This is a genomic window from Halorussus amylolyticus (assembly GCF_004143485.2).
GTDB lineage: Archaea > Halobacteriota > Halobacteria > Halobacteriales > Haladaptataceae > Halorussus > Halorussus amylolyticus.
The window spans coordinates 1-20,110 of record NZ_RXOB02000032.1; the positions used below are offsets into that span (position 1 = coordinate 1).

The 20,110-nt window shown below is 60.8% G+C and carries 17 protein-coding genes and 2 pseudogenes; 9 read left to right on the top strand and 10 right to left on the bottom strand.

The genetic code is table 11. The features are described 5' to 3' along the window. Positions 1–396 precede the first annotated feature (396 nt). The 7 genes from EKH81_RS17515 to EKH81_RS17545 all read right to left on the bottom strand — a co-directional run bounded on the left by EKH81_RS17515 (position 397) and on the right by EKH81_RS17545 (position 9,064). On the bottom strand, positions 397–1,170 hold the full coding sequence (locus EKH81_RS17515) for an alpha/beta hydrolase (RefSeq protein ID WP_132060887.1): 774 nt from the start codon (positions 1,168–1,170) through the stop codon (positions 397–399). A gap of 292 nt (positions 1,171–1,462) precedes the next feature. Further along, complete coding sequence (locus tag EKH81_RS17520) at positions 1,463–2,512, bottom strand: ABC transporter permease (protein ID WP_132060886.1); 1,050 nt, start codon at positions 2,510–2,512, stop codon at positions 1,463–1,465. Next, entirely contained in the window at positions 2,509–3,642 is a 1,134-nt protein-coding gene (locus EKH81_RS17525; protein ID WP_202935194.1) for an ABC transporter permease, read from the bottom strand. Before EKH81_RS17525 ends, EKH81_RS17520 begins: the two co-directional genes overlap by 4 nt. Further along, complete coding sequence (locus EKH81_RS17530) at positions 3,639–5,279, bottom strand: ABC transporter ATP-binding protein (protein WP_132060885.1); 1,641 nt, start codon at positions 5,277–5,279, stop codon at positions 3,639–3,641. The genes EKH81_RS17525 and EKH81_RS17530 overlap by 4 nt, the downstream gene beginning before the upstream one ends. 73 nt (positions 5,280–5,352) lie before the next feature. After that, on the bottom strand, positions 5,353–6,465 hold the full coding sequence (locus EKH81_RS17535; RefSeq protein WP_132060884.1) for a BMP family lipoprotein: 1,113 nt from the start codon (positions 6,463–6,465) through the stop codon (positions 5,353–5,355). A 175-nt stretch (positions 6,466–6,640) separates the two neighbouring features. Further along, positions 6,641–7,891, bottom strand: a complete 1,251-nt coding sequence (locus tag EKH81_RS17540) for a Gfo/Idh/MocA family protein (protein WP_132060882.1) — start codon at positions 7,889–7,891, stop codon at positions 6,641–6,643. Between the two features lie 210 nt (positions 7,892–8,101). Next, positions 8,102–9,064, bottom strand: coding sequence for a Gfo/Idh/MocA family protein (locus EKH81_RS17545; protein WP_132060880.1), 963 nt, complete (start codon positions 9,062–9,064; stop codon positions 8,102–8,104). 493 nt (positions 9,065–9,557) lie between these two features. On the opposite strand from EKH81_RS17545, the gene EKH81_RS17550 reads away from it, so the two are divergent. Further along, positions 9,558–10,388 carry a ParA family protein gene (locus EKH81_RS17550; RefSeq protein WP_132060878.1) on the top strand — a complete coding sequence of 277 codons (831 nt, stop codon included), beginning with the start codon at positions 9,558–9,560 and terminating at the stop codon, positions 10,386–10,388. Then, entirely contained in the window at positions 10,385–10,843 is a 459-nt protein-coding gene (locus EKH81_RS17555) for a DUF7970 domain-containing protein (RefSeq protein WP_132060876.1), read from the top strand. The genes EKH81_RS17550 and EKH81_RS17555 overlap by 4 nt, the downstream gene beginning before the upstream one ends. A gap of 133 nt (positions 10,844–10,976) precedes the next feature. Here the strand turns inward: EKH81_RS17555 and EKH81_RS19875 are convergent. Beyond that, positions 10,977–11,147: pseudogene (locus EKH81_RS19875) on the bottom strand (aminotransferase class V-fold PLP-dependent enzyme); the annotation flags it as partial. Between the two features lie 112 nt (positions 11,148–11,259). Here EKH81_RS19875 and EKH81_RS17565 point away from each other — a divergent pair. The 4 genes from EKH81_RS17565 to EKH81_RS17580 all read left to right on the top strand — a co-directional run bounded on the left by EKH81_RS17565 (position 11,260) and on the right by EKH81_RS17580 (position 16,295). Then, entirely contained in the window at positions 11,260–12,255 is a 996-nt protein-coding gene (locus tag EKH81_RS17565) for a Gfo/Idh/MocA family protein (protein ID WP_132060874.1), read from the top strand. Next, on the top strand, positions 12,252–13,244 hold the full coding sequence (locus EKH81_RS17570; protein ID WP_132060872.1) for a Gfo/Idh/MocA family protein: 993 nt from the start codon (positions 12,252–12,254) through the stop codon (positions 13,242–13,244). Before EKH81_RS17565 ends, EKH81_RS17570 begins: the two co-directional genes overlap by 4 nt. A gap of 458 nt (positions 13,245–13,702) precedes the next feature. After that, on the top strand, positions 13,703–14,851 hold the full coding sequence (locus EKH81_RS17575) for a tyrosine-type recombinase/integrase (protein WP_132060870.1): 1,149 nt from the start codon (positions 13,703–13,705) through the stop codon (positions 14,849–14,851). Positions 14,852–15,044: 193 nt separating this feature from the next. After that, the gene (locus EKH81_RS17580) at positions 15,045–16,295 is read left to right on the top strand and encodes a Zn-dependent hydrolase (protein ID WP_132060868.1); all 1,251 of its coding nucleotides are present in this window, start codon (positions 15,045–15,047) and stop codon (positions 16,293–16,295) included. Positions 16,296–16,432: 137 nt separating this feature from the next. Here EKH81_RS17580 and EKH81_RS19880 read toward each other — a convergent pair. Further along, positions 16,433–16,627, bottom strand: a pseudogene (locus tag EKH81_RS19880) (polysaccharide deacetylase family protein); the annotation flags it as partial. Positions 16,628–17,231: 604 nt separating this feature from the next. On the opposite strand from EKH81_RS19880, the gene EKH81_RS17590 reads away from it, so the two are divergent. The 3 genes from EKH81_RS17590 to EKH81_RS17600 all read left to right on the top strand — a co-directional run bounded on the left by EKH81_RS17590 (position 17,232) and on the right by EKH81_RS17600 (position 19,129). Beyond that, complete coding sequence (locus tag EKH81_RS17590) at positions 17,232–17,405, top strand: hypothetical protein (RefSeq protein WP_162224670.1); 174 nt, start codon at positions 17,232–17,234, stop codon at positions 17,403–17,405. Between the two features lies 1 nt (position 17,406). Continuing rightward, entirely contained in the window at positions 17,407–18,396 is a 990-nt protein-coding gene (locus EKH81_RS17595) for a sodium:calcium antiporter (protein ID WP_132060866.1), read from the top strand. A 340-nt stretch (positions 18,397–18,736) separates the two neighbouring features. Then, on the top strand, positions 18,737–19,129 hold the full coding sequence (locus EKH81_RS17600) for a DUF8147 domain-containing protein (protein WP_132060864.1): 393 nt from the start codon (positions 18,737–18,739) through the stop codon (positions 19,127–19,129). A 504-nt stretch (positions 19,130–19,633) separates the two neighbouring features. On the opposite strand, the gene EKH81_RS17605 is transcribed toward EKH81_RS17600, so the two are convergent. Continuing rightward, complete coding sequence (locus EKH81_RS17605; protein ID WP_132060862.1) at positions 19,634–20,038, bottom strand: helix-turn-helix domain-containing protein; 405 nt, start codon at positions 20,036–20,038, stop codon at positions 19,634–19,636. Positions 20,039–20,110 lie beyond the last annotated feature (72 nt).

Here is a 20,110-nt window from a genome sequence, read left to right on the forward strand (position 1 = left end):
GAAACGTCGGAAACATGGGGCCAAGATTACGACGGAAACAAGGGGTGGGATGGAGATGACGGGACGGAAACAAAGGGTACGACGGAAACGATGGAGACGACGATGACGGTGGAGACGACGGAAACGATGGAGACGACGATGACGGTGGAGACGACGGAAACGACGGAAGTCTAGGGTGGGTAGGAGGAAACGTCGGAAACATGGGGGCCAAAAGATACGACGGAAACGAGGGGTGAGGGAGAGACGACAAAAACCGAGGTGGGGTGGAGAGACATCGGCAACAAAACGTGTGCTACGAGAGGTTATTAACCAACGCCCCGACTCGACTCTCCGTATTGTTGGTTAAACTCCCGACGAGGGGCGTCCGTTCTCCAGCGACCCGGTTTATGTCCGGTCTCAGACTACTTGAAGTGAACCGGTCGTTGGAGGCTTCTCGCTCGTGGTGTGGTTCGCGAACCACCCCACGAGAACGCCATCCAGGCGTTGGTGTGCTTCGTCGTAGGAGAGCGGTGCTGCCGAATCACCACGTTGGCCTCGATACGACCCGAACTGCGTGTGGTTCATGCCCTGAATCTCGTGGACGGTCGCGTTTGGCGGTAGACGACTTCGCCCCTCCTCGTAGGCATCGCGGTCGAGGACCGTATCCGCGCTTCCGGAGACGCTGAGGACGGCCAGCGACTCGTCGCTCGCGTCCACGTTACAGTAGGACGCGAACAGAACGAGACCCCGAACATCGTGCGAGTCCGCGTACTGGCAGGCGGCAACACCGCCGAGTGAATGGCCACCGACGAACCACGTTCGGATGCCGGGATGACGGGAGCGGGTGTTCTCGGCGGCGTCAGTATCGAGGAGTGCAATATTGAGTGGCATTTTCGGAATAAACACCGTGACGTTAGTCCGTGTTACCAGCGGTGCGAGCGTGCTGTCATACGCGTCCGGGGCGACCCGCGCCCCCGGATAGAACACGAATCCCGTGGTCGAGTTTTCGCCTGCTGGCGAAAGCATTCGCACGCCGTCGTCGGACGTGACCGATATTCGTGGGTCGTCTTCGACCGATTGAATCGACGCCGGGGTTCCGTGATGGGGTACAGAGAAGTAGACAGCGACGCTACCGACGGCGATGATGAGAATCACGACCGCGATGACCACGCCTCGTTTCCACCAGCGCATACTCTGAAGTGATAGACCACATCTGAAAGCGTTGTCTGTTCGCTAGTCCCTTTCACACCGAATCGTTTGTCCGACCTCGGCGCACAATAGGTTTCAAAATCAGACCTGCTTATCGAATCCTAACGACCTTCACCTCCAGAGATCGGAAAGAACGTCTCGTTTTTCTCCTGAACCTCCGAAATACGCTCTAAATCCATCCAATACGCGACGGTAGCAGAGATGGAGGTCATCGTCGATTTCGGCCGCGTCCCGCGTGCGGAACTGTCGCGAAAGCGGTTGAAAGAGACCGAAATTACTCTTCGGTCTCGTATGGCTCACCGACAGAAGCGGGTACCCGCGTCTTCCCCCAACCGGTGAGAACGACGATGACCACGATGTACGGGAGCAGTCCCAGCAACTTCGCAGAGAGGTCGATATTCAGGGTTTGAAGCTGTCCCTGCAACATGTCCACCCCTCCGAAGAGAAGCGCCGCTGCTGCCGCACCGAGTGGATTGTAGTTCCCGAACAGATAGGCGACGATGCCGAGCCATCCGCGACCGTCAACCATGGTTTGGCCGGTACCGATGAACGACGAACTGTGTGCGAGCAACACGGCACCGCCGAGACCCGCCATCGCACCGGAGAATATTACCGTCGCGTAGCGGACGCGGTTGACGTCGATACCGGCCGTATCGAGCGCCTCCGGATTCTCGCCCGCGGCCTGAATCCAGTAGCCGTAGTTCGTCCGGTAGAGGAACACCCACGACCCGACCGCGACGAGAGCGGTGAGCCACACGAGCGGCGACTGGTCGAAAACGATTCGCCCGAGGTACGGTATCTCGCTGAGGCCCGGTACGGTCAGTCGCCCGACGCCGGGCATCCGGGGGCTGTTTCTCGACCCCCAGATGATGGACGCGGTAAACGGTGCGAGTCCGAGACCGATGAACCAAACGCCGAGACCCGCGACGATTTGGTCGGCCTTGTACCGAATCAACAGAACGGCGAACAACACCGCCAGCACCGTCGTGAGAGCCGTCGCGAACACGATTCCGGCCCACGCGTGGACGGCCCCGCCACCGCCCGCGAAGTACGTCCCGACCGCCGCGAAGAACGCTCCGAATATCATGAAGCCTTCGAGACCAATGTTGAATACACCGCTCTTCTCGGCATACAGGCCCCCGATGGCCGCGAGTGAGATGGGGGCCGCCATCTCCATCGACCGGGCCACGTATCCGGCCGTGAAGATGCGGTCGAGCGGGATGTCGAACGCGACGGTCGCCACCACGCCGACGGCCAGCGCCGTGACCGCAGCGAGACTGACCAGTCTGACCCGCCTGTGACTGGCGTACTCGACGACACTCATTCGTCTTCACCTCCGGTGGTGGCCCGATTCGCGGCCATACGGAACAGTTCCGGGACGGCTACGAATAGGATGACGATACCGACGATGCCGTCGATGAGTTGTACCGGTACGTCGCTGTAGATCTGAATGTACGACGTCGAGGAGTTGAGTCCGCCGAACAACAGGCCCGCCGGAACGACGGCGAGTGGATTGTTCGCCGCCAGCAGACTCACCGCGATTGCGTCGTATCCGTACGTGTGGATGCTGGCCGGTTCGAGGAACCGTCCTTGATACATAATAACGAACAGCGCGCTCGCGAGTCCGGCGACTGCACCGGAGAACGACATCGTCGCGACGACGTTTCGCTTCGCGTCCACGCCGGAGTACACCGCGGCCGACGCTTGATAGCCGCTCGTCATCATGTCGTAGCCGAAGCGGGTTCGCGTCATGACGACGGCGACGACTGCGACGAGCGCGAGCGTGAGGACGAGTCCGACGACCGAGAAACCCGACTCGCCGAAGACAATCGGCGGCAGTCCGACGTTGGCCGGGAGCGGTTCGGTCTGGACGTTTGTCGAACCCGCCTCCCGAAACGGGTTCGTAATCAGCCAACTGACGACGCCGATTGCGATGAAATTCAGCATTATCGTCGTGATTATCTCGTTCGCGTCGGCGTACGCCTTCAACACGCCGGGGAACGCGCCGTACAATCCGCCGCTGACCGCGGCGGCGACGGTCCCGATGAGCATCAGTCCGACCCCGCCGAGACTCCCGCTCGGCAGGTACGGGGCCGCCCAGAGGATGGACATGGCGCAGGCCAGTCCGCCGACGACGAACTGGCCCTGGACGCCGATGTTGAACACGCCCGCTCTGAACGCGACCGCGACCGCGACGCCGGTCACGATGAAGAATGTCGATATTCGCAGCGTCCGCGCCAGCACTCGCTCGCTCCCGACCGCTCCCACGATTAGGTTGTTCAGGAAGATTATCGGATTGTAGCCCGCGGCGGCGACCATGAGCAGCCCGAGGAGAATCGCCGTGAGTATCGACGCGAGCGCGATTCCGAACCGCTCCAATACCGTGGCGTCGAGCAGTCGATCGCTCACGCGGTCCAGAAGCGACCGAGCGCCGGATTCGTCGGTCGCACTCATGTCTCGACTCCGCTACTTGACTCGTCTCCTGACATCCTGCCTTCAGACACCCCACCCTCGGACATCTCGCCCTCAGTCATCCCGTCCCCGGACACCTCATCCTCGCCGGAGAGGCGCTGTCCGGCCATCAGGAGGCCGAGTTCTTCCTCGGTCACGTCGCTCGGGTCCACCGTGTCGATGAACTCGCCTTCGTACATGACCGCGATTCGGTCCGAGAGCTTCTGGATTTCCTCCAACTTCGAGGAGACGACGACGAGCGCGAGTCCCTCGTCGCGGAGTTCGGTCAGTCGGTCGTGAATGAACTCTATCGACCCGATATCCACGCCGCGAGTCGGGTGGGAGGCCACCAACACGTCCGGGTCGTGGCCGATTTCCCGGCCGACGATGAACTTCTGTTGGTTCCCTCCCGACAGGGACTCGGCTTCGGTGTCGGGGTTCGGCGGTTGCACGTCGAACTCCTCGATAATCTCCTCGGTGTGTTCGCGAACCGCCTCCCAATCGAGGAAGCCGCCGTTCGCGAACGGTTCTATCGTCTGGTTTCCGAGCAGTCCGTTTCCGACTAGGTCGTACTCCATCACCAATCCCTCGACGTGACGGTCTTCGGGAACGTAGGCGATACCCGCCTCGATTCGGTCGCGCCTCGACATCGCTGAGATGTCGTCACCGTCGAACCGGACGACACCCGAGCCGAGGGTTCGGAGACCCGTGAGCGCCTCAACGAGTTCGGTCTGGCCGTTCCCCTGAACCCCCGCGATGCCGAGAATTTCGCCCTCCCTGACCGAGAGACTGACCTCCGAAACCTTTTCCAAGCCGCGGTCTCCGATGACTCGGAGGCCCTCGGCTTCGAGGACCGGTTCGCCAATCGTCGTCTCGCGGGCGTCGCTATCGAACAGGACGTTGCGACCGACCATCATTCGCGCGAGCTCCTCCTCGGACGTCTCGGAAGCCGATACCGTTCCGACCGCGTTCCCGTCGCGGAGAACGGTGATGTCGTCGGCGACCGCCAACGCTTCGTCGAGTTTGTGCGAGATGAAGATGAGCGAGCGGCCGTCAGCCCTGAGGTCTTCCATAAGCTCGATTAAGCCCTCGACCTCCTGTGGCGTGAGGACCGCAGTCGGTTCGTCGAGAATCAGAATTTCGGCCCCGCGGTAGAGACTTTTGACGATTTCGACGCGCTGGCGCGTTCCGAGGTCGAGTTCACTGACCGGGGTATCGAGATGTTCGCCAACGTCGAACCCGTAGCGGGTGCTGATGGCTTCGATGTCTTCTCTCGCACGCGCTTCGTCGACGAGACCGTTCTCCACCGGTTCGTGCCCGAGGATGATGTTTTGCAGGACGGTCATCGGCATCACGAGCTGGAAGTGCTGGTGAATCATGCCGACGCCCGCGTTCATCGCGTCACGGGGTGTGTCGAACGACCGCTCTTCGCCATTAACGTGTATCGTTCCCTCGCTTTGGTCGTAAAGACCGTAGAGGATGCTCATCAGCGTGGTTTTTCCGGACCCGTTTTCGCCGATAAGCGCGTGAATCGAACCCGCGTCCAGCGTGAAGTCGACGCTATCGTTCGCGACGACGTCGCCGAACTGCTTCGTGATTCCCTCTAGCCTCACGGCCGGTGGTGTGTTGTTTGCAGTCATGGTGCGCTCTTTTTAATCATAATACGCTCCTTTGAATACGAGCATAAATATCGACCGAAAAGCTGCGTTTTCGCTAGCAGCCGGTCGGACCGCACTCGAAGTCGATTTCGCCGTTGCTGATGGCGTCCTTGGCGTCTTGGATGTTCTGGTCGAGCGAGTCGGGCATGTCGCCGTCGAACGCCTGGCCGGTCACCCAGTCGATTCCCCCTTGCTCCGTCGAGAGGTTCTGTTCTCCCTGCACGCTGTCCCACTCGTCGTTGACGACGGCCCCCGCAACCTCGTACGTCGCCTCGTTGAGAGCTTTGATAGCGGAACCGAGGATAACGTCCTGATAACTGTCGAACGCGACCGACTGGTCGCTGTCGACACCGATTGCGAATCGGTCGTTGTCGTCCGCGGCTTGGAACGCCCCTTCGCCCGCGGCCGCTGCCGCGTGCCAGACGATGTCGGCCCCACTGTCGATCTGCGAAACCGCTTGGTCGTTCACGCCCGACGGGTCGCTGAAACTGCCGCCGTAGCCGGTGAGCACTTCGATGCTGTCGTCCACCCACTCGACGCCCTGTATGTACGACACCTCGAACGCCTCGATGAGGGGAATCTCCTCACCGCCGACGAAACCGACGATGTTCTCGTCGGGGTTCGTCGAACTTCCCTCGTGTTCGATTTCTTCTTGCGTCAGCGTCCCGGCACCCACACCGGCGAGGAACGACATCTCGTGGTTCATCTCGATCCATCCTGAGACGTTGGGTTCATCGACGACGTTGTTGATGAGCATCCAGTTAACGTCGGAGTACTCGGGCGCGTTCTCTTCGAGCGGGTCCGTGTGCTGGTCGGCGACCAGCACTATCAGGTCGGGTCCCGCTTCGGCGGCGTCGGCTTGCCGTTCGGCGTAATTCCCTTGATTCGTCTCCTCAACCTGATTGATTTCGATGTCCCACTCGTCGGCCGCATCTTCGAGCCCTTCGAGTGCGTTGTCGTTGAACGCCTGGTCGTCGAAGCCCGCCGGGCTCGAAATAATCGTCATCTCGTATCCGTCGTCGTCGCCACCACCGCCGCTCATACAACCGGCGAGCGACAATCCGCCAGCTGCCGCCGCTCCCGACCGAAGGAACGTCCGGCGACCGATCGATGATGTGTCGCTCCTCGCATCCCCGCAATCGCCGTTCGTGTCTGTCCTATGGGACATTATACCATCATTAACTGTAATTCGAGTATATAGTTCTATGCCCATTCAACAGTATTACCGCTTGTTTGATATCTGTTCTCCGATACCGTCGGCGAGTAATACTTGCTCCCATTCACCATACTCGTGAAAACACTCTCCCGACGGGTGTCGAACTACCTCGGCGGAGCTGTTCGAATTAGTTGTTTGTCAGTCCAGTCGGAGCCGGGTCGAACTCACCTCGAGCAGGTGCGGGGATATACCCCGATAAATCCACGTCTCCGAACTCGACGCGTTCGCCGCGCTCGGCGGCGAGGTACGAGGCCATACAGAGTTCGACCACCTCCAGTCCGTCGTGGAGGTCCTCGCGCGCGTTCTCACCCGCGCGGAACGACGAAACGACGTGACGGTTCTGGTCCAAATATCCGTACGTCGTCACCTCGTCGGGGATGACGGCCATCTCTCCCTGGCCCGCCTGTTGTTTCTCGACGACGTAGCCCGCGTCGTCTTCGACATCGGACGACAAGAAGACGCCGACGCCGGATTCGAGCGTGTTGATGGTCCCCGAGTACTCCGGGCCGAGAAGTTCGATGGTTATCCGAAGGCCGGACCCGACGAAACACCACGAGTTCGTGGATTCTGCGATGACAACGTCGCCGTCGTCGGTTTCGTAGAACACCGTCGCGCGGGCGTAATCCTCGGTCGGTTCCGACTGGAAATCGACGCCGAAATCCGCTGCGAGCCGGTCGGCGTACTCCTCGCGCGTCCACTTCAGCGTCGAGAGGTCGCAGGTGACCGCGAGCGGCGTCAGGTCCTCGCCCGTCGTCGATTCGAGCAAGTGTTTGTTGACTTTGTGAGAGTGACACATCATGTCACTCAGGACGCCCCCGCCCTGCTTTTCTCCCTGCCAGAACCACGCCGAGTGCGGCCCCGCATGCTCCTCGGCCGAGCGTGCGAGATACGGGCGACCCGTCGCCTCGGCACTGTCCCACAGCAGCGATTTGACCTTCTCGACGCCCGGCATGTACACCTGATTTTCGAGATACGCGTGGGCGACGTCAATCGACTCGATCAACTCGACGACTCGCTCGGCCTCCGCGAGATTGCGCGCGAGGGGTTTCTCGATGGCGATTCCGTCGAGGTCTGCACCGTTCTCGACCGCACTGACGATTTCTTCGACCGTTTCGAGGCGTGTGAAGTTCGGGCTGGTAATCCAGAGCGCGTCCACGGCCGGGTCTCTGGTGAGACTTTCGACCGACTCGTGAATCGTCGCGTCACCGCACTCGTACCCTTTGAGCTTCTCGGCAACGGCCTCGGCCTTGCTCCGGGTGGGATTCATCACACCGGCCGCGTGAGCGTGGCGAATCCCGCGCAGCGTCTCGGAGTGAAACGTGTCGGTGATGAATCCGGCACCGACGAACCCGATTCCTAACGAATCGTTTGCTGGCATGTGCTCGGTATTCAGCTACCGTCTATAATATAAATACCGCTGACACACCCCCCGTTTTGCCGCCTGATAGATATCTCGCAAACTCGCTCTTTGGAGGATTCCGGGGGATTCGATTCCCATCGGTTCGAAAATTATGGGGCGTCTCGACGTAATCTGTCCCGTCCTACTGGGCCGTCTGTCACCCGCTTCGACTCGTACCTGTCGAGGCAGTCACGGGACTACCTCCTCCGGACTCACCGGCTTCCCGGACTGGGCCGACTGTTCTGCCGCGAGCGCGAGGCGAAGCGATTCGGTGGCGTCTTCGACGGTCACGTCCGCCTCGATACCTGATTCGAGACAGGAAACGAAATGCTCGAGTTCGCGTCGATAGCCGTTCTTTCCGACCGGATTCTTCACGGCGCTTTCCCCGTCGGTCCACTCACCATAGGGCGATTGGTCCTCGCTCGCGAACTCCACCAGACCGTCGTCGCCAGCGAGTTCGAGCTCGTTGGTAAACGGCCTCGATTCCGGCATGCTCCACGACGATTCGACCATGCCCACGGCCCCATTCTCGAATCGGAGGGTGGCCGAAGCGTGTTCGCTACCCTCCTCACAGTGATGACGAGCGAATACTCGCTCTACGTCGCCCCAGCACCACCGAAGGTAATCGAGGTCGTGAATCGCTAAATCGACGAAGATGCCGCCGCTCTTTTCGCGCTGGGCGAACCAGTTGTTAGACCCCCAGTCCGGAAATTGCGAGAGTCGCCGGGCCCGAGCGACGCCCGGCGATCCGATTTCGAGATTCTTCGCTTTCCGATAGTTCGGCATGTATCTGACGACGTGGCCGACCATGCACGTCAATTCAGCTTCGCGGACAGTTTCGGAGATTTCGCGGGCTTCCGCTAGAGTTCCGGCTATCGGTTTCTCTAAGAAGATGTCCACGTCCGCTTCGGCCGCGGTCCGAACGATATCAGCGTGCGTGTGCGTCGGCGTACAAATATCGAGATAGTCGATGTCTGATTGTTCGCACATCTCCTCTACATCCGTGTAGGCCTCCGCGGCCAAGCCGAGTTCGTCGATGAACGGTTCGGGTCCACTCGGTGTGGAGACGGCGACGACATCGACATCCATATCCGCGTACTCCTCGGCGTGCGTCCGAGACATGAAGCCCGCTCCCGCGATACCAACTCGCATACTGAAAACCAGAACATTCCAACGTATATACGCTTTGTGAGATTTAGGGCCGTTCCCCGTCTACAAGGAACTAATATATTATTGATATAGTTGTGTGACCTCCTGAATTGTTGTTCGACTCTGGTGATATTTCTACGGACACTGCTGTCGTTTAGTCACTGAAATTTCCCGAGACGGAGAGAGATTGCTGGGAAGTATCCGACTACGTAACTAGATGTCTCCCCTGAACTGTCGTGTTAGCTCGATTGTCGATGCAGCTTGAGTAGGAGGACTTTCCAGTCTCTCTTCTTATACGAGCTACCTTTTTAGTATACTTATGATGGCTGTCTTTCTAGTGTGCTTATGCGGCCTAACTTTCTAGTATAACTATGTGGCCTAACTAGACCATCTAGTTGGTGTGGCTATCTATGCACTCTAACTATGCTCTATAGTTTCTCTACATAATTGGTTTGTCTGACGAGGTTTTATATGTACCCTCTCTGATTAGCCTCGTATGTTAACGTACACGACGTACAGCGAGGCGGGCGGGGTTGGGAAGACCACGCTCTCGGCGAACCTCGCGCGCGCTCACAGCGACCACGGTCACCGCGTTCTAGTCATCGACCTCGACCCACAGGACGGCTGTTTTTCGTATCTCCTCGGAGTCGACGACCATCGAAGCGACGAGAGTATCGATACACTCGTGCATCACCTGATTGACCGTGGGGACGACTTCGGCGATCTGATTCACACGAGGGAGGGAATCGATATCGTCCCGAGTCACAACATGCTCGAACGACTCGGCGACCTCCTGGAGAAAGCCGCTTCTATCGCCGAACAAACCGGTGAATCCTTCTCGAAGTACGGACGGCTACGACACGTCCTCGCCGCGAACGACGTTCCCGAGAAGTACGACGTCCTCATCGTCGACCCACCTGCGACGAGCGGTCCGCATCTATACAATGCTATCGACGCAACGCGTAGCCTCGTTATCCCGGTCGAGCCGAGCGGCAAAGGTGGCGAGTCAATCACCGGTCTCGAATCCGTCGTTTCCGGTATCGAATCGAACCTCGACATCGACGTGGGAGTGCTTGCCACTGTGGTAAATCGTTTCGAAGGGACGAACGACCAGCAAGCCGTACTCGACGAAGTGTCCGCCATGCCGTATTCGAACCCCGTGACGCTCCGAAAGCGGTCGAGTCTCTTCGAAGGCTGTTGGGCCCAGCAGTGCAGCGCGTTCGAATACGTCGAGAAGCACCGCGACCGAGAGCGCGAGCACGAGCGGGAGACCCTTGACAAACTCGACGACCTCGCGACGTACCTTGAGGAGCGTGGTGACCTATGAAGGAAGGTACTGGAGGCGACCCGTTTGCGGACGACGATTCGGTTACTGAGGAGTCTTCCGACGACGCCGACACAGATGCGACGGCGCAGGGGGGACGAGATAGAACTGAATCACTGAGCGACGGGGAACAGAGTGCGCCGGGAGAACCGGCGGTAGCGGACGACGGGGTTGGGACGGAGAACCGGGTTGAAACCGAGAGCGGGGTTGATGACGAGAGTGTGGAATTGCCGTGGGCGGTCCGGCGGAGTAGCGTGAAAAGTGACCGAGAAATGGTACAGTTCTACCTTCGCGGTTTCGTTCAGGACCGCGAAACCGAGTTTCAACACGAGGTCGAAACGGAAACCGGCTACGGTACGTATCTGACGGACGTGCGCGAGGCCGCGTATCTCGTTGCGATGAACCACCCGGACGAGGTGGCTAGTCTTTTAGATGAATGGGGATGTGAATATCTCTGAATGTAGTCCGCTCTCGCTGCAGTCGCTCACGGTATTTATCTAACCGTAACTCCGAATCCTCACACGGACGTACTCGGCCTCTTCGTCGGTGAGATACATCGGGCTCGGGGTCGATTGTGACGATGACTTCGGGGGCGACCGACTCCACGAGGTCGGCCCGACCGGCGAGGATGCCGGTGATCTGGGGACCTCGAATCGCTTTCCCGCCGCTGAACGCGAGGAGGTTCGCCCCGGCGTCGGTAAACGCCTGCAGGTTCACAACCGAGGGCAACTCGGCGGCGGCGTCCATGATGACTGAGCCGCCGTTGACCGACGAGCGCGTAGAGCGTCTATTTCCGTTCTAACACCCCGGATTCGGCGTTTTCATGCCGCGAGTTTCACAATTTTTAACCTATGCTGATTCGTGGCATACGCTTATGCAACAGGTAGCACTCTTCGGGAGCGGTTTCATCGCCGGGAGCCACGCGGCGAGTTACGCGGCGATAGACGACGCCGAACTCGTCGCCATCGCGTCGCTCGACGATGACAAAGATGAGTTCGCGGCCGAACACGCCCCCGACGCCGAGACGTTCGATGACGCCGAGTCGTTGCTCGACGCCGTGGACCCCGACGTGGTGGACGTCGCGACCCCGACTCACACCCATCGTGAACTGGTCGAACTGGCCGCGGACCGTGGCTACGACGTGCTGTGCGAGAAGCCCATCGCGTCCACGCTGGCGGACGCGCAGGCGATTCAGGCGGTCGCCGAGGAGAACGACGTAACGTTCATGGTGGGCCACGCGGTCCGGTTCTCCGCGCCCTACCGCCGAATCAAGGACCTCGTCGACGACGGCGAGGTCGGTACCCCCGGTGTCGTCCGCGCCTCCCGTGTGGGGCCGTTCCCGGATTGGGGGTGGCAAAACTGGTTCGGTGACATGGACAAGAGCGGTGGCGTGTTGCTCGACCTCGTCATCCACGACTTTGACTTCCTGCGATGGACAGTCGGCGACGTGGAGCGAGTCCACGCCACGACCGAGACGTGGACCGACGACGGCGACCTTATGGACCACGCGGTCGCAATCCTCCGGTTCGAGGACGGGACGGTCGCGCACGTCGAGGGGTCGTGGGCCCAACCCGAGTCGCGGACGTTCCAGTTCTCCATCGAGGTCGCGGGCGACGAGGGACTCCTCGAATTCGACGGCGGAGCGATGCGCCCGTTCGAACTGTACGCGGGCGACGACGCCGAAGTCGCAAATCCGATGGATGAGACGCCGATGCAGGCGGAACTCGAACACTTCCTCGCGTGTTGTGAGGGCGACGACGAACCGCTCGTCTCGGTCGGAGACGCGATAGACGCCGCGCGGGTCTCGCTCGCGGCGCTCGAATCCGCCGAGCGCGGCAAACCGGTCGCGGTCTCGGAGGTGAAGGCATGACCGACCCCGTTCGCGTTGGAATCCTCTCGACCGCGCACGTCCACACCGAAGCGTACGCCGAACTCCTGTCGGCGTTCGACGACGTGGAGTTCGTCGGTATCGCTGACGACGATGCAGACGCTGCGACCGAGTTGGCCGCCGCGTACGGAACCGAATGCCGACCGACCGACGAACTCCTCAACGACGCCCACGGCGTCGTTGTCTGCTCGCCGAACGCCACCCACGAGCGGTGGGTCGCCGAGGCGGCAGACGCTGGCGTGGACGTACTCTGTGAGAAGCCGCTCGCACCGACCTACGACCAAGCGCGCTCGATAGCTGACACGTGCGAGGACGCCGGTATCAACGCGGGCCTCGTGATGCCGCTCCGGTTCAGTCCGCTCGCCCGCGAGGCCAAGACGCGGTTCGACGAGGGCGCTGTCGGCGACCTGCGATTCGTCACCGGCACCAATCGCGGGAAGATGCCCGGCGGCTGGTTTGTTGACCCCGACCTCGCCGGAGGCGGCGCGATAATGGACCACACCGTCCACATCCTCAATCTCGTCCGGTGGATAACCGACGAGGAGGTCGAGACGGTCTACGCGGAGTCGGGAACCCGATTCCACGACATTCCGGTCGACGACGTGAACGTACTCTCGATGACCCTCTCAGACGGCACGCCGTTCACGCTTGACGGGTCGTGGAGCCGTCCCGACGAGTGGGACACGTGGGGCGACGCCACGCTCGAACTGCTCGGAACCGAGGGCGTCGTCTCGATGGACTCGACCGAACAGGCGATAAAACACACCCGCGACACCGGCGACGACCCCGGAATCCGGTCGGTCGCGTTCGGCGGCGATTTCAACCGAGGGTCGCTACGGAACTTCGTCGATGCGATTCGAGACGACGAACACCCGCTCTCGACGATGGAGGACGGGGCTCGCGAAGCCGCGGTCGTGGAGGCGGCCTACGAGTCGGCCGAGTCGGGCGCTGTGGTCGACGTGGAGTACTGACGGAGCCGTGTTCGCGCCCATTCGCCGACTCTCACTCGCTCCGAAAGGAAGTGCTTGTAGAAACCGTCGGTACCGGAGCAGTCGTGCTCGTCTACCCGTTCAGTGCGGTCGCGTTCCCGTTTTGGTAGACGCGACCGCGGTTTTCGGCACCCCTCGAGCGCCGACTCGCCCGATAGCGAACTCGATGGCCTTCACTGAGGTTTTGGGACACAACGCTCGGGGATTCCATATATCGTTATACAATTTATTGAACTGCGAGCCATCATAATTCAGGGGTATCAAGCGTTTCAGACTCTCTCCGTGATGATATAGCCTGAAACAGCGTCACTCGTGATTAGGCGAGGAATCACAAGTAAATATTAGTACCTCCAAGCCCTCGGACAAGCACGAAACCGCCAATCCAGCGAGAACCCGCTTCTCGGCGGCCAAACCCCCGGATTCGGCGCTCGGAGAACACGATGCCCAGTAAGAACACCCAACCCCTCGACGGTGCGCTCGACGACTACCTCACCGACAAGTCGAAAGGAAACGACTCGGGGAACTACAGACGGAACGCCGAGCGAGTCGTCGGCGAGTGGCTTTCCTGGACCCACGACGAACGCTCGACGTACACCTTCGCTACACTCGACGTGGACGACCTCGAAGCCTACGCACGCCACCTCAAACGCCGCACGAACGGTCCCGACGGAATCGCCGCCTCGACCGCCCGGAAGTACTTCGACTACGTGCGCGCGTACCTCACGTTCTGCCAGAAGCGCGAATACCTCACGGACAACCCGGCGGCGAAGAGTCGCGCGACCGGCGCGCTCCCCGACGACGACCAGCGCGACGAACATCACCAACAACTCTGGACACCCAAACAGCGCAAAGCAATCATCGAATTTGTGAACAAACGAGCGCACGACGCCGTAGACGAACGGGGGTCGGACGCGCTCGCGGAGGTCCGCGACCGCGCGTTCGTCGCCACGATTGCGTACTCCGGGGTTCGCGGCGGTGAGGTCCTCCGCGATCGCAACGACGACCGCCGTAACGGCGTTCGCTGGAAGGACGCAGATCTCGATACTGGGACGATGAACATTCTCGAAAAAGGCTCACAGGCGTACCGCGACACGGGCGTCCCCGCGCAAGCTTTGCGGGCGCTCGACCGCTGGCACGCGGTGTTCGACCCGCCGAGTGAGGAGTGGCCGGTGTTCCCAACGTTCCACGCACCCTCGCTCGCGGCGGTCGTCGTGGACGGCCTCTCCGCCGAGGGCTACGAGGAGAGCGACATCGAGGCGATACGCGACGGGAAGACGGCGCTGGAGGTGTGCTACGAGTACGACATCGCCCCGCCCGCGTTGACGACCGCCGGGGCGCGGAGTCTCATGAAGCGCCTCTCGGCGGCCGCGGACGTGCCGGACCTCGATACAGAAAACGGCGAGTACCTGGAACTACACGGTGGGCGACGGGGTGCTGGCGATACACTCGTACGCGAGAAAGGGTGGGAACAGGCACAGAAGCACCTGCTTCATGCGGACCCGAAGACAACGATGGACGCCTACTCGCACATCTCGGCAGAGGAGACGGCAGATGAAGCGAGTGATGCGTTCGACGCTGTAGACCGGTGAATTGAGAGCCGGTACGTGCGAATCGGGAGACAACACTTGTCCATGAAGTACCTATCTCTGTAATACTGGACGAGTCCGTCGACGGGTGTCCGATACCGTATCCGCAGTGACGGCCCCGAGACAAGAAATCCACACACTCAGAGCTTACTCGGTGGGAGAGTTTAACACCGCATCGCCCATCACCGAGAACGCCATGGACGTGAATGCAGACCGCCTGCAGGACGACATCGAAACTAACGCGGGGTTCGGAGCCATCGACGCGGAGGAAGGTCGAGGACGGACGGTTCTCACCGGTTCGGAGGCCGACCGGGAGGCGCGCGAATACTTTGTGACGCGATTGGAGGACGCGGGCATGGAAGTGTCAGTCGACGCTGTCGGGAACGTCGCGGGTCGGTGGGTGCCGTCCAGTGCCGACCCGGACGCCGACCCGGTCGCGGCCGGAAGCCACCTCGACTCGGTCCCTCGCGGTGGAATCTTCGACGGTCCGCTGGGCGCGTACGCCGCGCTGGAGGCGGTGAGAGTGATTCGGGAGAGCGACGTCGAGCCGACACGCCCGCTGGTCGTCGTCTCTTGGACCGAAGAGGAGGGTGCGCGGTTCGACACAGGACTGCTCGGGTCGTCGGTCGCCGCCGGCCACCGACCGCTTGACGAAGCCTACGCGCTCAAGGACGATGACGGCGTCAGCCTCGGCGAGGCACTCCGCGAAGTCGGCTTTCGGGGCGACGACGACATCGACCCTTCGAGCTGGGAGGCGTGGTTTGAGTTGCACATCGAACAAGGGACGAAACTCGAGTCGGCCGGCGCCCCCATCGGAGTCGTTGACGCCATCTCCGGCATCACTAACTGCCGGGTGACGGTGACGGGCGAGGCGAACCACGCGGGTGCGACACCGATGTACGAGCGCCGAGACGCGCTGGTGGCGGCGAGCCACTTCGTCGTCGACACCGAGCGGGCCGCTAAGGAGGTCGTTACCACGACGAGCGAGAGCGCCGTCGGCACCGTGGGGAAGGTCGCGGTTACCCCGAACGCATCAAACGTCGTGCCCGGTGAGGTTGCCATGACGATGGACATTCGAGACGTCGACCGCGACGCGATGGACGCCATCGTCGAGCGGGCGCGAGCCAGCGCCGCCCGCCTCCGGCGCGAGCGGCCGGTCGAGACCGACTTCGAGCAGTACCGGCTCACCGAACCGAGCGAGATGGCAGACCGCTGTGTCGATGCCGCGGCGGACGCCGCCGAGCGGGCCGACTTCGACGCGATGCGGATGCACTCGGCGGCGCTGCACGACACCGCGAACCTGGCGGGAGTCACGGACACGGCGCTCCTGTTCGCGCCCTCGAAGGACGGCATCTCGCACAATCCGTTGGAGTGGACCGACTGGGAGGACTGCGCCAACGCGACGCGAATCTTGGCCGGGGCGATGGCGGACATTGCGAGACGGTGAGCGACGCCGGAACCTCGTCTCGTGTGTGAGCGACGAAACCGAATTCGTCGAGAACGGGCTATCGTGCGAACTCGCGCGCGACGTCGTCGGCCGGTCACGTCGCGTATCGAGCCGATGGCGCGCTCGATGTCGGTCTTCTCCGCCGCCTTGCTCTCGAACTCGCGCGGGTTCGTGTGACTCCAGCCGTGGTGCTGGACGTCGTGGCCGCGGTCCCATATCGCCGCCGTGACCTCCGTGAAGCTATCGACGGTGTGGCCGGGCCTAAAAAACGTCGCGGGAACGCCGAGCTCGTCGTGGAGATTGAGGAGTCGAGGAACCCGCGACTTCGGCACCGTACACGCCGCGAGAGAGCTTTGTCGGGCTGTCCACGGCCCCGTACCCGTGTACCCACACGGAAACCGCGCCGAAGTCGTATCCGATGCCGGCGGTCGTGTCGGCCATACTAATAGCGGACTGTTACCGCGCGACCCAAAATGAAGTCTCGGGAGGGGGGTGGCGATTCAGATATGTGTGTGATTTCATACAATCTGGCTCTCACCGAGAATCACGCACGTTACAGTCACCATTCGGCGTAGACGAGGTACTCGACACCCTCGTATTTGAGGAGCCAAATGCATACGAATTCTCAACCTCGACCCCTTCGTAGCCTCGGAAACGGTCGATCACCGACCCGGAGGCGTCGTTATCCTCGAAGTACGCCCCGTCAATCGCTCCCTCGACGACTTCGCGTTCGGCGTCGGAAAGGTCCGTGAATTCGAACAGGCGCTGCTCCCGGACCTGTCCGGCGAACGCCTCGATCTATTCGAAAGGGACTCTCCGGGTTTGTACTGGTCCGCGAGAGCGGCGAAATACGTCCGATACGAGCAGGAAGGCCCAGCGAATCGTGAAGGAAGGCAGATACGTTTTTCTTGGTGTGGACCGACCGTTAGCCCACGTATGTCCGAGGATGAAACCTGCGAGCGCCACGCCTGGGCCTCCGTCGGCGTCGTGACCCGGGCCGGATCAGTCTGCAGGATTTGGGAGTGCGAGAACTGTCCGGTCTGGACCGCAGAGCAGTTCGACCCCGACCACGAACGACTCTGGGCCGATACCTGGCTGGCCGAGCGCTGACATGCCGGTTTCGGGCGAGTTTTTGACCCTGGTCTCTATTGGGGCGGTGGCACTGTACACCCTCGTGACTGCGGCGAGTCGTGCTATCGACCGGTTGCTGGCGCTCGCCGAGTACTACGATGTCGACGAGGTACTCGTTGGGATGACCATTCTCGCCCTGGGAACGAGCTTGCCGGAACTCAGCTCCCACCTCATCGCGTCACTGGGAATCCTCTCTGGCGTCTTGGACTATCAGGCCACTTCCGCCGTCGTCATCGGCGGCAACACCGGCTCTTCGACCGTCCAACAACTTCTCCTCGTCGGCGTCCTCCTCATCGGGTACGGCAGCCTCGACCTCACCGAGACGTTCGTCCGCGAGAGCTACCTGCCTATGCTGGGCGTGTTTGTCGTGACGATGGTCCTCGCTTGGGATGGAAATATCAGTCGGCTGGACGGGCTGCTGCTGTTGGCCCTCTACCTCGTGTACGTCGGGGTCAGTGTCACCCGTCGGGAACGGACTCAGGCGCTTCGAGAGCCGCCAAGTACCGACCCTCGCCGGGATGCCATCGTCGCGGTGGGTCTGCTCACTCTGGTCCTGCTCTCTGCGTCGCTCATGCTTTCGAGCATCGAGGTGGTCGTTGACATGCTTTCTCTCGGTGGGTCCATGGTCGGCATCGTTACAATCGGCGTGGCTGCCGCACTACCGGAGTTAACGGCCGTGATGGACGCTATCCGCCGGCGATCGCCCAACGTCGCTCTCGGAACTCTCATCGGGAGCAACATCGTCAACCCCCTCGTCGGCATCGGTCTCGGGGGTGCCATCTCCACCTACTACATCCCACCGGCCGTCGTCCTCTGGGACCTCCCGTTCAAGCTCGTGACTGGTGCTGGGTTACTCGGGTGGACGTTGTACGTAAAAAACGGAGAACTCACACGGACCGAGGGTGGCTACCTACTGGGATTGTATTTCGTATTCGTGGTCGGACGCCTCCTGCTGTTTCCGGGGCAGTAAACCGCCAAACTACTGTGGGTTCCCCGGTTCATCCTCGCGCTTCGAGCCCTCGTTTCTGACCGTGGCAATGACACTTCGGTCCTATTAGACGGTGGTACTCACACTGACACCGTAGCTGGAATCCGTTTACCGGCAGACTCTCGTATCGAAAAGGAGCCTGTTCCGTGTACGCGTATCATGTGTTCCAGCCGAGGAAGACGGTTCTCGTGAGACGGCATTGTTGAAACCCTCAATAGTTGATGATAACTGTGTCCCGTATACAGAAGACGAATGCAGCACGACGAACCCCTCGTACTCGCCTTCCCTGTGAATTTATTCTCTCTACCGCGATATTTCACTTATGACCGCTCGTACGATCGCTCTCGGAGCGGGTACCGCCATCACTACTTTCCTGTTGGCCGGTGCCGCGACAATCGAACTGCTTGGACCTGGAGAGGCTCCTGCAATCGGTATCATCGGTGTCTTCGTCGGTGTTGTCGTCGGACTGCTGGCAGGCGGGATTGCCAGCGTGTACGCTGACCGCCTCTCCGGAATCGCTACTTCGGTCCTCGTCGCCTACGCGACGTTTGGCGTCGCGTTCGTCACAATCGCGGGGATGAGCTACGTCAACGTGCCGTATGCCGATGGCGTGTTCACGTTTCCCGTTCATATCGGCGTGAGCATCGTGGTCGCAGTCATCGTCGCCCTGTTGGCCATCCGTGGGAAAATCGGCGAAGGGTCTTCAATCGCCTAACTACGATCTCGTTCCGATATCGATATTCCAAAGTCGTGCTCTTCGATGTAGGAATCTCTCGATAGGGTTTTTCGCGTTCTATCGCGGTTTCGGCCGCAGACACGGATGCTTCGGTAGCTTGCTCCTCGATGGTTTCGACCGCCAACTGTGCCGAATCTTCGAACGCGGCGAGATTTGCGACCGGAAGAACGACGCAACCCTCGCCCAGACGCTGACCCACGAGTGCGCCCACGCAGTACCCCATTTCGACGTCAACGACGATACCGAACGGTGCAAAAGGCGAGACCGAGGCCGAAGCCGCCGAGACGGCCGCCGGTGCTGCAGCCGTGCTGGAACTCCGCGCCGAACTATCGCACCAGCGCCAATTAATAATCTTGTGAGATGTATACAATACTATACGCGTCTAATAGGCGGCCCGGAGTATCGTAGTATCCCTCCTTCCCGCGCGAAAATACGCTCACCGTCGGGAGAAGTGAGAGACTACGCAGAGAGAAAGAGGCGGGGTTAGCCTTCGACAGTGGGAGCCGAGGCCTGGGGCAGTTCGTATTTGTCTTCGAACTCTTGGATGAGTTGGCCCATCTTCGCGTACCAGTCGTTGAGCATCCGCTGCATCTCGTCTGCGATCTGCGACGGATCCGTCGGCGAGTAGACGTGGTAGTAGCCGCCCTGGTCGTAGTTGATCTGATTCTTTTCGATGAAGCCCGTCTGGAGGAGTCGCTGGACGGCCCGATAGGCGGTCGAACGCTCGCGATTAACTGCATCGGCGAGTTCGTCAACGGTTAGCGGTTCCTCACTCTCGACGAGTGCCTGGAAGCACTCCTTGTCGAGTTCTTTGAGACCGTGGAAGCACTCCAGTAGCCCTTCGCACTTCATGTCTCGACGCAGTTGTTCGGACATCGAATCCGGCATTATTATCGATGATACGTAGGCACTGAGCCATTAAAAGACTTTTGCATGGATCGCACAATTTTGCGATGAGCC